Annotated in this window: 13 protein-coding genes; 5 read left to right on the forward strand and 8 right to left on the reverse strand. The window is 43.6% G+C overall.

Annotation, left to right across the window (positions count from 1 at the left end):
* Positions 1-20: 20 nt before the first annotated feature.
* Positions 21-896, reverse strand: a complete 876-nt coding sequence (locus BV372_RS01925; RefSeq protein ID WP_086682369.1) for a sugar kinase — start codon at positions 894-896, stop codon at positions 21-23.
* Positions 897-1,102: 206 nt separating this feature from the next.
* Between BV372_RS01925 and BV372_RS01930 the strand changes: the two genes are divergently transcribed.
* The 4 genes from BV372_RS01930 (at position 1,103) to BV372_RS01945 (ending at position 4,988) form a co-directional block, all read left to right on the forward strand.
* Positions 1,103-1,402 (forward strand): hypothetical protein, encoded by a 300-nt coding sequence (locus BV372_RS01930; RefSeq protein WP_086682372.1) that lies wholly within the window; start codon positions 1,103-1,105, stop codon positions 1,400-1,402.
* Between the two features lie 440 nt (positions 1,403-1,842).
* Positions 1,843-3,132 carry a glucose-1-phosphate adenylyltransferase gene (locus BV372_RS01935; protein ID WP_086682375.1) on the forward strand — a complete coding sequence of 430 codons (1,290 nt, stop codon included), beginning with the start codon at positions 1,843-1,845 and terminating at the stop codon, positions 3,130-3,132.
* 34 nt (positions 3,133-3,166) lie between these two features.
* Positions 3,167-3,736 (forward strand): AAA family ATPase, encoded by a 570-nt coding sequence (locus BV372_RS01940; RefSeq protein WP_086682378.1) that lies wholly within the window; start codon positions 3,167-3,169, stop codon positions 3,734-3,736.
* A gap of 259 nt (positions 3,737-3,995) precedes the next feature.
* The gene (locus BV372_RS01945) at positions 3,996-4,988 is read left to right on the forward strand and encodes a DnaJ C-terminal domain-containing protein (RefSeq protein ID WP_086682381.1); all 993 of its coding nucleotides are present in this window, start codon (positions 3,996-3,998) and stop codon (positions 4,986-4,988) included.
* Between the two features lie 160 nt (positions 4,989-5,148).
* On the opposite strand, the gene BV372_RS01950 is transcribed toward BV372_RS01945, so the two are convergent.
* The 4 genes from BV372_RS01950 to BV372_RS01965 all read right to left on the reverse strand — a co-directional run bounded on the left by BV372_RS01950 (position 5,149) and on the right by BV372_RS01965 (position 8,125).
* The gene (locus BV372_RS01950) at positions 5,149-5,805 is read right to left on the reverse strand and encodes a glutathione S-transferase family protein (protein WP_086682384.1); all 657 of its coding nucleotides are present in this window, start codon (positions 5,803-5,805) and stop codon (positions 5,149-5,151) included.
* Between the two features lie 40 nt (positions 5,806-5,845).
* Positions 5,846-6,502, reverse strand: coding sequence for a glutathione S-transferase family protein (locus BV372_RS01955; RefSeq protein ID WP_086682388.1), 657 nt, complete (start codon positions 6,500-6,502; stop codon positions 5,846-5,848).
* A gap of 202 nt (positions 6,503-6,704) precedes the next feature.
* Positions 6,705-7,253, reverse strand: coding sequence for a redoxin domain-containing protein (locus tag BV372_RS01960; RefSeq protein ID WP_086682502.1), 549 nt, complete (start codon positions 7,251-7,253; stop codon positions 6,705-6,707).
* Positions 7,254-7,513: 260 nt separating this feature from the next.
* Positions 7,514-8,125: a peroxiredoxin gene (locus BV372_RS01965; protein ID WP_086682391.1), complete on the reverse strand. Its 612-nt coding sequence runs from the start codon at positions 8,123-8,125 to the stop codon at positions 7,514-7,516.
* A gap of 193 nt (positions 8,126-8,318) precedes the next feature.
* Between BV372_RS01965 and BV372_RS01970 the strand changes: the two genes are divergently transcribed.
* Positions 8,319-10,421, forward strand: a complete 2,103-nt coding sequence (locus BV372_RS01970; RefSeq protein ID WP_086682394.1) for an amylo-alpha-1,6-glucosidase — start codon at positions 8,319-8,321, stop codon at positions 10,419-10,421.
* A 72-nt stretch (positions 10,422-10,493) separates the two neighbouring features.
* On the opposite strand, the gene map is transcribed toward BV372_RS01970, so the two are convergent.
* The 3 genes from map to BV372_RS01985 all read right to left on the reverse strand — a co-directional run bounded on the left by map (position 10,494) and on the right by BV372_RS01985 (position 15,083).
* Positions 10,494-11,321: a type I methionyl aminopeptidase gene (gene map, locus BV372_RS01975; protein WP_086682397.1), complete on the reverse strand. Its 828-nt coding sequence runs from the start codon at positions 11,319-11,321 to the stop codon at positions 10,494-10,496.
* A 237-nt stretch (positions 11,322-11,558) separates the two neighbouring features.
* On the reverse strand, positions 11,559-11,978 hold the full coding sequence (locus tag BV372_RS01980; RefSeq protein WP_373270735.1) for a cupredoxin domain-containing protein: 420 nt from the start codon (positions 11,976-11,978) through the stop codon (positions 11,559-11,561).
* A gap of 207 nt (positions 11,979-12,185) precedes the next feature.
* Complete coding sequence (locus BV372_RS01985; RefSeq protein WP_086682404.1) at positions 12,186-15,083, reverse strand: pitrilysin family protein; 2,898 nt, start codon at positions 15,081-15,083, stop codon at positions 12,186-12,188.
* Positions 15,084-15,166 lie beyond the last annotated feature (83 nt).

A 15,166-nucleotide genomic window follows, 5' to 3' on the forward strand; every position in this document is an offset into this window, starting at 1 on the left:
CTTCTGTGAGTTCATCTAAATCACTGCTGTGAATCCATCCAACGGCGAGTGCCGAAAAATTGGCAAGCTTTAGCGGCTACCTTAGCTGCCTGAGCCAGCGCATCCGTGAAACTTTCTTGTAAGATGTAATGGCAGAAGGCACCGTGAAAAATATCTCCAGCCCCCAGTGTATCAACTGCTGAAATGCGTGGCACATCTAAGATACCAGTATTACCACAATTTAAGTATTTAATTGGCTGTTCTCCGTGAGTGATGGCGATGTGGGGAATTGCCAAAGAACTGAGATAGGCAAAAACTTCTGCTGCTGTGTGACAGTTAGGGGGATAAAAATTACTAGAACAAATAGCGTAATCCACAAAAGGTAAGAGTTGATCAAAACCAGGCTTCCAACTGCCACCATCAATTGCAATTGCGATATTCTTGGCTTTAGCCATTTGGGCGATCGCAATCCCAACTTCCATTTGATGCCCATCAATCAGGACTATATCAATATTTTGTAAAATATCTGATGGCAGAGATGAAATACTTGCTTGAGTTTTGACTGCATTGATGGAAACGACAGCCCGTTCACCTGTAGATTGGGTGACAATGATCGAAGAGACTGGTACGACGGCGGTAGTGCTAGGGTCAAGATCTGCGATCGCTACTTTGTAACTTGCTAAATCTGTGCGAATTAGCTGCGTCATTGGGTGCGAACCCAGTACACCCATAACTGTGGTTTGGTTTCCTAAATAACTGAAAGTAACAGCCGCATTTGTCGCCGGGCCACCTGCGGCTACAGTATAGTCACTTGCCACTATCTTCTGATTATTCTGTGGGGCAGACTCAGCCAGATAAATAAAATCCAAGGTTACTAAACCCACAAATAAACCGTGATGGAATTTTTTATTGGTCATTAGTCATTTGTGTTTGTTCTGTTTATTTCCGATCAACCTCTACTAATTTTTGATAGCCAATGAGGTTTTAGGCGTTAAATCTGTAATTAGGCGTAGAAACCTGTAAATTAGGTCTGTACCAAGATAGGTAATCAAGATCGATAAATTTGATAGCTTGGTGATAGGGTGGATTGAAAATACCTGCCCCGATCTCCAAGGAATTGCTTATGAATTATCAGAAGCTAGACGCAGCCCTGGTGACAGCACTCAAGGAAGTGCATGACCCAGAAACACCGAGTTTGGCAGTTTTTATCCATACTGAACCTGTTTTAGACTTGACTGCAACTGCTGTTCTAGAAAATTTAGGTGTCAGTGGCGTCACTGCTGGAAAAGATGTTTTTACGGCAACCCTTTCCGCAAATGCCATTACCCAGTTATCTGAGCAACCTTGGGTACAATATCTCAAGTTATCGCAGAAATTGCATTTAGTTAATGCAAGGTTAAATTCTAGGAGATTGAGCGTTTAATAGATTTGGCGATCGCATCTCTTGTGTAACCACAATCTCAAATTCCTTTAACCAAAACTGTCAGCGAGGGTTGACAGCCAGCAAGCAAAAAAATTGTGAACAGACTTTGAGAATTATTCCTAATTTTATAAGTATGCGCCTGTTGTTTGTAGAACCTTGTTCACAGTATTTGCTACTGCCTACAAAATGCTGCTTTGTGAAAATAAGCTGAGATTTTACGTTTATAGATTGCTTAGTTGTCAAACTGGTGTAGCGATCGCTTCAATTTATTGAGTGCTTAATAATACACAATTCTTAAGGATATAGTTATTGGCAGCGACATTGATTACCGATAGCATTCTGTAAAATTCACTAAGCAGAATCTGCGATCCCCTCTTATCAGCTGCCACATACAGTCCTAAACTGAAGGTGAGAGTTGAAAGGCAGTCGGGAGACATTTTGTGAAAAAAGTTTTAGCAATCATTCTCGGTGGTGGTGCAGGTACTCGCCTTTACCCGCTAACTAAACTACGGGCAAAACCAGCCGTACCAGTTGCAGGAAAGTACCGCTTAATCGATATCCCTGTCAGCAACTGCATAAATTCTGAAATATTTAAAATCTACGTCCTGACACAATTCAACTCAGCGTCTCTGAATCGCCACATTGCTCGTGCCTACAATTTTAGTGGCTTCAGCGAAGGCTTTGTTGAAGTCTTGGCAGCACAGCAAACACCAGAAAACCCCAACTGGTTCCAAGGTACAGCTGATGCTGTGCGTCAGTACATCTGGTTGTTGGAAGAATGGGATGCAGAGGAATATTTGATCCTCTCAGGGGATCACCTTTATCGGATGGATTACCGCCAGTTTGTCCAACGCCATAGAGAAACAGGTGCGGATATTACTCTCTCTGTTATTCCCATCGACGATCGCCGCGCCTCCGATTTTGGCTTGATGAAAATTGATGAATCTGGTAGGGTTGTTGATTTTAGCGAAAAACCCAAAGGCGAAGCTTTAGCTCAAATGCAGGTCGATACCACCATACTCGGATTGAGCAAAGAACAAGCTCAACTCCAACCCTACATCGCTTCGATGGGGATTTATGTCTTTAAAAAAGATGTTTTGATCAAGTTATTGCGAGAATCTTTAGAAAGTACGGATTTTGGTAAAGAAATCATTCCTGATGCTGCTAAAGATCACAACGTTCAAGCTTACTTATTTGATGGTTACTGGGAAGATATTGGAACCATCGAAGCGTTTTATAATGCCAACTTAGCGCTGACTCAGCAACCCCAACCGCCCTTTAGCTTTTATGATGAAGAAGCGCCAATTTATACCCGTGCTCGGTACTTGCCTCCCACGAAGCTGTTAGATTGTAATATCACCCAATCAATCATCGGTGAAGGTTGTATTCTGAAAAATTGCCGCATTGAACACTCGGTGTTGGGAGTGCGATCGCGCATTGAATCTGGCAGCATCATCGAAGAATCCCTAATTATGGGTGCCGACTATTACCAAGCTTCTGTAGAACGGCAATGTAACTTGTTCACAGATGAAGTTTCCGTAGGCATTTGTGCAGATACCATTATTCGCCGTGCAATTATTGATAAAAATGCCCGCATCGGTAGAGATGTCAAAATTATCAATAAAGACAATGTACAAGAAGCCGATCGCGAAAATCAGGGCTTCTATATCCGCAGTGGCATTGTGGTCGTGTTAAAAAATGCTGTCATTCCCGATGGCACAATCATTTAACAGTGCTGAGTGCTGAGTGCTGAGTTATGAGTTTATGATTAAAACTTCTAATCACTCTTCAGTCTTAATTCCGGACTCAGCAATCGCTACTCAAAACTCAGCACTTTTATTACTGATTGGTCTTCCGGGTAGTGGTAAATCAACCTGGGCAAAAAAATTGTTAGTAGAATGCCCCCAGATGCAGCTGATTTCTACAGATGCGATTCGGGGGCTTTTGTTTGGGAATGAAGCCATTCAAGGACCGTGGCTGCTCATTTGGCGAGAAATTCAGCGGCAACTACAGCAGGCTAGTATCTCAGGGAAAACAACGATTTATGACGCTACTAACGCCCAACGCCGCCATCGCCGGGAGATCGTTGCTCTAGCCCGCGACGTGGGCTTTAGTAAAATTATTGGGATTTGGGCAGATACTCCATTGTGGCTGTGTTTGGCACGTAATCAAAAACGCGATCGCCGGGTTCCTGAAGAAATCATCTTGAGAATGCATTGTCAACTCCGGGATGCCCCACCAAACTTAGAAGAAGGACTTGACTGCCTAATTCGCTTTTCCCAATTGCGGAAGTACGGAAATTGCGCTCATCATGCGAGCGAGAACCCCACATGATTTTCTATGATGTTTGTTAATTTAAAATCAGAATCTATATTGCTCGGTATTATACCTGGCAAATCACAAATCTCATATCTTAGAAAAAGCGCAAAGTCGAGCCAGTCGTGTGGTGAGGCAGTCCGATCTTGGGGGTTCCCCCCAGGAGGAACTGCCGAAAGGGTCTCCCGACTTGAACGAACTGGCGTTGATCGGAGGAAACCTCCGCTCAGAACTTTGTAAGAATAACATAACAGAAATTTCTAGAGGAGGCTGGTAGATGGCTGCAACCGACTTCAAAGACTATTACACAATTTTGGGAGTTAGTAAGACTGCCACTCCAGAGGAAATTAAACAAGCTTTTCGTAAATTAGCCCGTAAGTTTCATCCCGATGTCAACCCAGGCAATAAACAAGCAGAGGCGCGTTTCAAAGAAGTGAACGAAGCCTATGAGGTTTTGTCAGACCCAGACAAGCGCAAAAAGTATGACCAATTTGGTCAATATTGGAAACAAGTTGGTGAAGGCTTCCCGTCCGGTGGTGCTGGGGTTGATATGGGCGGCTTTGACTTCAGCCAATACGGCAGCTTTAATGATTTCCTCAATGAGTTATTTGGTGGTGCTGGCCCTCGCAGTAGTCGCCAAAGCTCTTCTTATCGTACTTCCACAGGTAGACCAGGTGGTTTTGGCGGTTTTAATGATTTTGGTTTTCAAGATGTAGGTGCGGGTGCAGGTGCAACTCAAGATAGTGAAGCCGCGATCGCTCTCAGTTTTGCCGAAGCATTTGCTGGTGTGCAAAAGCGCTTCAGCCTTGGCAACGAAACGATAGAGGTCCGTATCCCGGCTGGCGCTAAATCCGGTACTCGCCTGCGTGTGCGGGGCAAAGGTCAAGTGAACCCTATGACTCAACAACGGGGTGATCTGTTCTTAAAGGTAGAACTTCAGCCCCACTCGTTTTTCCAAATTGAAGGCGACAATCTTGTCTGTGAACTTCCGATCACACCAGATGAAGCCACTCTCGGAGCTTCAATTGATGTTCCCACACCCGATGGTTCAGTGAACGTCAAGCTGCCTGCGGGAGTGCGTTCTGGTCAATCCCTACGTTTACGTGGCAAAGGCTGGCCCCTAGCCAAAGGTGGACGTGGCGATCAGTTGGTGAAGGTGGCGATTGTCCCACCAAAAGACCTTAGCCAACAAGAGCGGGAATACTATGAAAAAATCCGGGCTATACGTACTTACAATCCCCGCAGTCATTTGCAACAGGTCAAGCTATAAAAAATCATGTTTCGCGCCCAGAATTTCATGGCGTCTGAGGCGCGAAGCTATGTTAATTTTTTAGGGAACTCCATTTCTGGACTCAACACGACTGTTTCTCCCGCTGATTTTCTGCTTCCCTGCTCTAAACGCGATGGATATTTTTTTATTTGGAAATCCTTTATTGGGGTTGATTTTTTGCCATTAAAACTTTTATCCGAGACTTAAACGCTTCAATTGTCTCTGGGGTAGGTTGGGTAGTTTGCCAGGATGGACGTTGCATCAAGCGATCGCACCAAGCTTGGAGTTTAGGATTTAAAGCTACTCCCATTTGCGGTAGCCAGGGAATGCTACAACCAGCAACGATATCAGCAAGAGTTAATTGCTCACTACCAAAGTATGAGCGATCGCCTAGTAGTTCTTCAAAGAAAGCCAGTGCGGTAGCTGATTTCTGCTTTGCCTCCTCTACCTTCTGGGGATCGTCGTCAAAGCCAATCATTTGGCGAAACAGTGGATTCATTGCAGGTAGTAGCTCATTTATCGTCACCATTTCCACCATCCGCACCGTGCCTAGAGCCTTCGCTTCTTTGGGCAACAAAGCAGGCGTGGGATACTTGGCCTCTAGATAGTCCAGAATTGCTAAGGATTCTACTACCCTAAAGTCATCATCAACTAACACGGGAATATGATGGAAGGGATTGAGCGCCACAAACTCTGGTTGAAACTGATCGCCATCCAGTTTCATTTCTATTAGTTCAAAATCCAGTCCCTTTTCTAGTAAGGCAATCCAGGGGCGACGGGAGTTTACCGAAATAGGCTGGTGGTAAAGTTTGAGCATCAGAAAATTTCTCAGCTTTCATCAATATGAGCTTAATCCTTTAACCTGCATTATGCTGCGCCATTCTTGCGGCCATGCGCGCCTTCATAATTTCCAGCGGAACCTCAGTAGCTTGCCATGTTGGACGTGCAAGCAAGCGATCGCACCAAGCACTCAGTTTCGGATAGTCGTTTAAGGAGACACCTCCTCTTGGCAACCAGGGTACTAAAGTGCCAGCAACAGGCTCAGCTAGAGTGATGTGTTCACTACCAAAGTAAGGGCGATCGTCTAGCAAATTCTCGAAAAACTTCAGCACTGTTGAGGCTTTCTGCTTTGCCTGCTCAATTTTTTCCGGATCTCCTCCAGGTAAGCCTAGCATCTGGGGGGTCAACGGCATGATGGCAGATAACAACTCATTTACCGTTACCATTTGTACCATCCGCGCGATCGCCAAATCCTGGGCATCTTTGGGCAGCATTGTAGGGGTAGAGTACTTTGCCTCTAAATAGTCCAAAATAGCTAAGGATTCTACTATATGAAACCCTTCATCTTCTAAAACCGGAACGTGATGAAAAGGGCTAATTGTCAAAAAATCTGGTTTAAACTGCTCTCCATCCAGTTTTACCTCTACTAATTCAAACTCTAGTTCTTTTTCTAGCAGTGTAATCCAGACTCGGCGGGAGTTAGGAGACATTGGAGAGTGATAAAGCTTCAGCATGAGCAAACCTCAAAGCCTTACAAGTATGCAAACAGATGTTAATTTTATACCTTATAAGTAATTCAGCAAAATCTAATTAAGTCAAGTAAACTTTTGTTTATAAAAATTTAAAAATAACAAGGGAAAAAGATACCAGGTAAGAGTTTTGCCTTGATTCCTTTCCCCATTCCTCTTAGTAAAAACTTAGTTTTATGAGCCTTATCTACTTAACTGATAAATTGAATTGTTCTAACAATGTCTCAACACTGGCGTTATGATCCAAAAAAGAAAATAAATGGAAGTAGCGAAGTTTGCCTTCTTTATCTAATACAAACTGTGCTGGTAAAGGCGCTCCTAAAGCTTGTCCTACTCGATATTTACGAAAGACTCGACAAATAGGATCGCTCAATAACGGCATTTTTAAGCCTAAATCTCTCACAACTATTTGGCTTTGTCTTTCGTCAGTGCTACTGATCATCAAAACTTCTATATCACGCTCTTTAAATTGCTCGTAGTTTTCATTCAAAGCTTTGATGTGAGGATAGCACAATGGACAATATTGCTTTTCTGTAAATATCCGGGTAAAAGCCAGTAAGACTGGTTGCTTACCTCGAAAATCTGACAATTTTACCAAACTACCGTTGGTAATATCCGGTAGTTGAAAGTCTGGTGTTCCTACTTCCAGCCTTAACTGATTTATAGCTGGAATTGGCAGAAAATTGCGAAAGAAACGCTCATTTAATAAGCCGCTAAAATCAGTTGAAGTTAGCATATTTTTAATCCTTGATTGTTTAAAGGCAATAGTCAAGAGTCCATAGTCCATAGATCAAGAATCCAAAATTTAATGACCAATGAAAAATGAAAAATGACAAATGACCAATGACACGCGAAGCACAATGAAAAAACCACAGATAGGCACTGAAGTTGACACCGATTCATCTGTATCTGTGTTCATCCGTGGTTATCTGTGGTTATAAATGATACTGCTCTTAAATCCAGTATACTGCGTTGCTATTTTCTGGCAAGAGAAAGCTAGACAGCAGAGAAGTAAACTTTAGATTTGACTGGATCGGGATTCATGGTTTTATCCCCAGGTTGCCAACCAGCTGGGCAAACTTCGTCGGGGTGAGACTGAACGTACTGAATTGCTTGTAATGTCCGCAGGGTTTCATCAACGCTACGACCAAAAGCTAGGTTGTTTATGGTAGCGTGCTGGATAACACCATCTTTATCGATGATGAACAAACCGCGCAGAGCAATACCTGCTGCTGGATCAAGAACGTTGTAAGCTGCACTTACTTCTTTCTTAATGTCGGAAACTAAGGGATAATTCAGGTCGCCGACACCACCAGATTTGCGGTCAGTTTGAATCCAAGCTAGGTGAGAGAACTCGCTATCAACGGAAACACCAAGGATTTCCGTGTTAATTTTCTTGAATTCTTCGTAGCGATCGCTAAATGCTGTGATCTCAGTGGGACAAACAAAGGTAAAGTCTAGGGGATAAAAGAATAGAACAACATACTTACCGCGATAGTCGGAAAGTTTGATGGTCTTAAATTCCTGATCCACTACAGCTGTTGCTGTAAATTCTGGAGCCTGTTGACCAACGCGGAGGCTTCCTTCTGTTCCGTAAGTGAGGGACATTAACCTAAATTCTCCTTCAACTTATATCCATTTATTAGCGTTGGGATTCGGGTCAGTAAAAACTTACCCATCCACGCTGTCACCCTTCGGGTTCGTAGTCCCCTACGGAGGGAAACCCTCCTTCAGGGCTATCTCACAGTTTAATTACGATCTGTTACGACTATATCATAGTCATAACGATTTTGAGTAGCAAATGGCAGATTTAGATCAAAGAGAGTGGTTGCTGACCAATGGCTTAGGTAGTTTTGCCAGTGGGACAGTTTCAGATGTCCGTACACGTACTTATCACGGTTGGTTATTTGCCGCTACAAACCCACCTTCTGAGCGTACTCTGCTGCTTTCGCACTTAGAAGCTAGCCTAGAAGTCCAAGGGAAAGTAGTGGCATTGGGAACGAATTACTGGGGCAGTGGTCGAATAGAACCTACTGGCTATCAACTGCTACGCTCTTTTGATATTAACCCAGTTCCAAAATGGATTTGGGGCGATGATAATTGGCAACTAAGTAGACAATTAGTCATGCCCTATGGATTGGTGGAGCCTGAGAAAGGTGGAGAAAAGGGAGCATTTTCTTTCTTGTCCCCCTTGTCTCTCCCCTCTTCGACACCGCACCCCACCTTGTGCCATCGCCTTTTGATTCAGTATCGCTATGAAGGCACGGAAGTAGGTATTTTAAGGTTGCGATTGTTGATTGGCGATCGCGACTTTCACCATCAACAAAGTGCTTCTCCAGAATTACACTTTTCACAAGTGCTATTGCCGCAGCAAGTTTGCTTGCAAGCGATTATTGGCGGACGCTTTGGTACACCTTGGCATTTACGCTGGACACAAGGAGACTATCAACCTGATGGAGTATGGTACTGGGATTATCGATTGCCAGAAGAAACCCAACGGGGATTAGGCGATCGCGAAGACCTTTACAGCCCTGGTTACTTGATAGTTACTCTTAAACCAGGAGATGTCGTAACTTTAGAAGTCCGAGTAGGCTTTCCTGAACCACACCCAGATCTCCTTAGTTGTGAAACCTTTACAGAAGCTATAGAGGCCGAGGAAGAAAGGCTGTCTCAGATTTTTGGATGGGAGCGAAGGGATGAGGGAGATAGGAAAGAAAATCCTCCTTTGTCTTATGCCCAATCCCCAATTTGGCAACAACTATTAAAAGCCAGCGATCGCTTTGTTGTTTATCGAGCCTCAATTACCGGGCCGACTGTGATTGCTGGTTATCATTGGTTTAATGATTGGGGGCGTGATACTTTAATTGCTTTACCAGGGTTGGCACTAGTCCCACAACGCGTTGAACTGGCAAAAGGGCTATTGCGAACTTTTGGGTATTACTGTCGCCAAGGTCTAATTCCGAATGTATTTCCTGATGTCGGTGGTGAGCCTTTTTACAACAGTATTGATGCAGCGCTGTTGTGGATCGAAACTCTAGGACTATACTTGGAAGCTACGCAAGACTGGCAGTTTTTGGCAGAGCAATTCCCTGTGGTGCAGCAAATCCATAAAGCATTTGTAGGTGGCACCCGCTACAATATCCATGTTGATGCTACTGATTGGCTGGTTAGTTGGAATGCTCGTAATGTAGCTTTGACCTGGATGGATGCTGTGGTTGGAGGGGAGCCTGTGACTCCTCGCCTTGGTAAACCAGTGGAAATTAACGCCCTGTGGTATTCTGCTTTGTGTTGGCTGAGCCAATGGGCAGAACGATTAAGCCAAATTCAGGATAGCAATTCCTCAGAACGTCTGGCAAAGCAAGCACAGCGTTATGCCCAACAAGCACAACAGGTACAAGTTTCCTTACAAAAGTTTTGGAATCCCAAACTCTGCTATTTGTACGACACCATCGAGCTAGACGATCGCCGTAATTGCCAAATTCGACCCAATGCAGTTTTAGCACTGTCCCTACACCATTGTGGATTTCCACAAGAACAAGGACGTCAAGTACTTACAGTAGCAACTTCTAGTTTGCTTACACCCTATGGACTGCGGAGCCTCGATCCAGCCGATCCGCAATATATTGGGAAATACCAAGGAACTCCAGAGGAGCGCGATCGCGCCTACCACCAGGGTACTGTTTGGAGTTGGCTGATTGGCGCGTTTATTCGTGCTTGGGAGCGTTTTTATCCAGAAGAACCACTGCCTTTTGATTGGCAACCCCTACTGGAACACTTCTTACATGATGCTTGTCTTGGGTCTATTTCTGAGATTTTTGATGGCGACGCACCCCACCAACCCAAAGGCGCGATCGCTCAGGCTTGGTCAGTTGCCGAAGTTATACGCTATTTACCTAAATCTTAGATTGAGAAGCCAAGTCCAGAGTCAATGGTCAAGGGTCAATGGTTTTGACTATGGACTATTGACTCTTGATTGTTAAATTTTCGTGCGATCGGTCAAAATCTCATAGCCAGTCTCAGTTACCAAAACGGTATGCTCAAACTGCGCCGACAAAGCATTATCCACAGTTACGGCTGTCCAGCGATCGGCTAAAGTTCGTGTATGCTTAGAACCTGCATTTAAAATTGGTTCAATTGCCAATGTCATTCCCGCACGTAGTTTCACATTTGGCATCTCTCTGGTGCGGAAGTTAAACACTGAAGGTTCTTCGTGCAGGTTACGTCCAACGCCGTGTCCGGTAAATTCTTCGACCACAGTAAAACCGTTGACTTTTACATGGTCTTCAATTGCCCCAGCAATATCCAGCAAGTATACACCCGCCTTTACTTGTTCAATTCCCTTATACAGAGCTTCCTCAGCTACACGAATTAGTTTAGCGGCGTCTGGGGTAACTTCACCCACGGCAATTGTAATGCAAGAGTCGCCATGAAAGCCTTGATAATAAGCGCCCGTATCTACTTTTAATACATCCCCAGTGCGAATTACTTTCTTTGAACTAGGAATCCCATGTACAACTTCATTGTTAATACTAGAGCAGATAGAAGCAGGAAAACCGTGATAGCCCTTAAAGCTTGGTGTTGCACCCATTTCTCGAATACGTTTTTCCGCGTGAGCATCCAAGTCAGCCGTAGTCATTCCTGGTTGTACTAGCTCAGAAATTTCTTTAAGTACAGTTGCTACAATTTTTGCTGATTGCCGCATAATGTCAATTTCTCGCGGCGATTTAATTTCGATACCTCGGCGCTGCTTTTTTGGCGATGTTGGCTGAGTTGTTTGAGCAAGTAAGTTACTGAGAATGTTCATGGGAAATTAAAAGTGATGGGCGCTGGAACGCAGAAAGTTAATTTTTTCTAGGTAGTTGAGAAATAATATCTATATTTAAATTAGCTTATTTTTTACTACGCTTCGCGTGTCAGGTGTCAGGTGTCAGTTGTTAGCTGTTAGTTATTTTTTGGATCGAGTCTAATCTCTCGTCCCTTGATTGACAGTATATAGATTTTTTGTTACTGCCCACTGGCAAAATTCCTGAATGTGGAATAGTTAATTGTTGACGGTAATCTCTCCCGTCATCCCTGCTTCTGTGTGTCCTGGTACTGAGCAGCGTAGGGTGTATTTTCCTGGCTTCAATGGTACAAATACCCATTCTGCTGTAGCACCTGGCTTCAGTTCTACTTCGTGGATCGCTCCTTTGACTTCTACTTTACCTGCTTCAACTTTTTGCGTCCAGATGCTATCGGCAAAGTCCTTGGCGGTAAAATAGTGCTTTAGTTGACTAGGATTGGTGAGCCGCAGATTGTAGCGTTTACCAGTCACAAATTCCAAGTTATTCGGCTCAAATTTGATTTCGTTAGCTGCATTCCCTAAGCTAACTGGAATTTCGATAGCGGCTTGCTTAAGTAAATCGCCAGATACATTCGCTGCTAATGTCGGCTGAATATTGCTGACACCAAAGCACAGCATTAATAAGAGGATAATGTAAATCCGCTTGATTGCTTGCATTCCAAGAAAATAAGTATGCAAATTCAAGATTTTAATAATAATTTTTGTAACTAACCAAATCATTTCTCTGGGTAGTCCTAAAAAACTAATGGTGGCAATTGAAAACTAATGAATCTAGAAAAAAAGCACTCAATCTATTCTTTATTATTATCCATTCCCAAACTATTTTTACTTAATGTTTTGGTCTGCTAATACAGCAGGACCAGCAGTCACTACCACAATTTTATCTGGATGGAGTAACTCACGCGCAGCTTGATTGACTTGAGCCAAGGTAACTTGCTGAATTTTTTTTGTAAAAGAGCGCAATTCGACTTCATCCAATCCATATACCTGATTCATCAAAATACTTTTTGTTAATTCCTCTGGGTTTGCCAAAGAAACATTGTAATTACTGATGAGAGTTTTTTTAGCTGCTTCAACTTCTGATGCAATTACGCCTTGCTGATGGATTTGTTTTAATAGCTTGTGAGTGCTGGCGATCGCTTTACTAGTGTCTTCTGGGCTGGTTTGCATTTCAATCCAAAAAGTCCCAGCATTTTTTCCGACTTTAAAATAGCTATAAATTCCATAAGTCAGACCTTGGCGATCGCGGACTTCTGCGCCGAGTCTACTAGATAGGGTATCGCCTCCCAAAATCTGATTCAATACTGAGGCTGCATAAAATCGGGGATCTTGACGGTTAATGCCCGTACAACCCATATAAGTACTAGCTTGGGCTTTACCTGGAAGGATTGAGTTTACACGTACTACTCCTGCTGGCATGGACACTTGAGGATATTTTAATTTCGGCGGTTGACCGCTAACTTCCCAGCCACCAAACTCACTTTGAATGAGCGATCGCACTTTTGCTAGATCAAAATCTCCTACCAAAGCTAACACTGTCGTGTCTGGACGATAATGTTTGGTCTTGAAAGCAATTACATCCTTACGCTTAATCTGCCGTAGACTCTTCTCGGTAGGAAATGTATGCAATGGATGCTTTTTCGGATAAATTGACTGAACAAATGTTCTGATTGCTACTTCATCTGGATCATCCAATTCTATTTTTAGAGCAGTCAAAGATTGTTGCCGATCGAGTTCCAATTCTTTTGCTGGAAATGTACTATTTTTAACTACGTCTGCTAAAGTTTCCAAGAGTATGGGTAAGTCCCCAGCTAAACTATCACCTTCAATCCGTACGCCTTCACGGTATGCTCTAAACTCCAGACTGGCCCCGCGGTCTTCCAATGTTTTGGCAATTGCTAAAAAATCTTTGGTTTTAGTCCCATTCATTAAGTTATCTGCCACCAAAGATGCTAATCCAGCTTTATCCTCTGGGTCAAATTCCATACCTGCGTTGATATGACCGCTCAGGGTAACTGTGGGAGTACTACGGTCGGGCAGTAGTAATAACTGCAAACCATTGGCAAACTTAAATTGTTGTGGTAATTCTCGCTTCGCTATATCTATTACTTCATCCACAGGAGGCAGGTACTTTAATAGCTCAGTTGGCGCTACAGGTGCCCCTAGAGAGAAATTTTCTGTAGTTTGTGTGGAGTGTGGTTTGCCTGTACCTGTTTTTGTCTGTTTTTGGCTTGGTTCAAACAAGCCGACTACACGTGCTTCTGGTTTGAGGTATTTGTTTACTACAGCCACAACATCAGCCGAATTCACCTTGCGAACATTTGCTAAGAAGCGTTCTGTATGGCGATAATCACCAGTAGTTGTTTCATCATTGCCCAATTGCATTGCTTGGTCAGTGATATCGCGGTTAGCTAAAATTATCGCTGCTTCTAATTGAGCCTTAGCTCGATTTACTTCTTCTGGTGTCACTCCTTTTTTTACTAAGTCAGCGATCGCTTTCTTCAGCACGGAGTCAATTTTTGTCAAATTTTTATGAGGAGCTGCTGTCACTAAGATCTCGTACCAACCAAATTCCTGTAAGCTAGCGACAGCAGCTGTAATTTCACTAGCTAAACCTGATTCTACTAATGCCTGATAAAGCCGAGAACTTCGTCCTTCTGTCAAAATGTAATCCATCACATTCAAGGCTGGCACATCTGGGTGATTCACATCAGGTAGAGGATACACTGCTTGCAACATTTCCCCTGCTCCTGCTTCGCGCAGCACGATGGGAGTGGTGAGTGCTGTTAGCGGTAGCGGGGCGTTTAGCCCGTGCTGAGGAGCCAGCCGCGTGGGCGGGTCTCCCGACTTGAGCGGACTGGCGTTGCTGAGTGGTTTTGACTCGCCACTCGCCACTGGTTTCTCAGTACTGTTTTTTGGTAATTTCCCAAATATCTCTTTAACTGTTTCTATAGTTGAGGCAGTTTGAAAATCTCCCACAATCACTAAAATGGCATTGTCGGGACTGTAAAATTTGCGGTAGTAATGCCGCACTTGCTCAACTGTAAAGTTTTCCACATCAGCTTTTGTGCCACCCACAGGCAATCCGTAAGCATGATTAGGAAAAGCTGCACGCATCACAGCGCGGTTAAGACGATATTCCGGGCTATTTTCGTAACCTTGTAACTCAGAAATTACTACTCGCTTCTCACTTCCTAGTTGGTCGGTATCAATTAGCGAATTTTGCATCCGATCTGCTTCTAAGATGAGCAGCGCTTTGAGCTTATTCCGTTCCGCAGTAGCATAATATGCCGTTTGATCGTAGCTGGTGAAAGCGTTTGAGTCACTACCTAAAGCACTAAACAATCGTCCAAATTGAACTGGACGATTTTGCGTGCCTTTAAACATCATGTGTTCCAACTGGTGAGCAATGCCATTCACTCCAGGTTCTTCGTTGCGCGAACCTACCTTGTACCAAACCTGTACAGTTACTACTGGGGCAGTATGCACTTCTTTTGTCAGTACCGTGAGGCCATTCTCTAGCAATGTCTTGCGGACGTTTTCTGTCACTGTTTGGGCTATGATTTTTTGTGCATATACTGTAGATTGAGCATGTATCTGCTGGGACACCACCATGTGTTGGCTATCAGCAGGTTTACCACCAAATAAAAACACTGCAATCATCCATAGACTTAGCAGTAATAAAGGAAAACGATATCTATACAAGGTGGAAAACAGAGACATGGATTTTGCAGATACTCTGTAAACTAAGTTACATTTATTTGTCTTGATGACTATAGTCTAATCCTTGCGATCCCTTTGTCACC

It is taken from the genome of Nostoc sp. T09, from assembly GCF_002154695.1.
Classification (GTDB): Bacteria; Cyanobacteriota; Cyanobacteriia; order Cyanobacteriales; family Nostocaceae; genus Aulosira.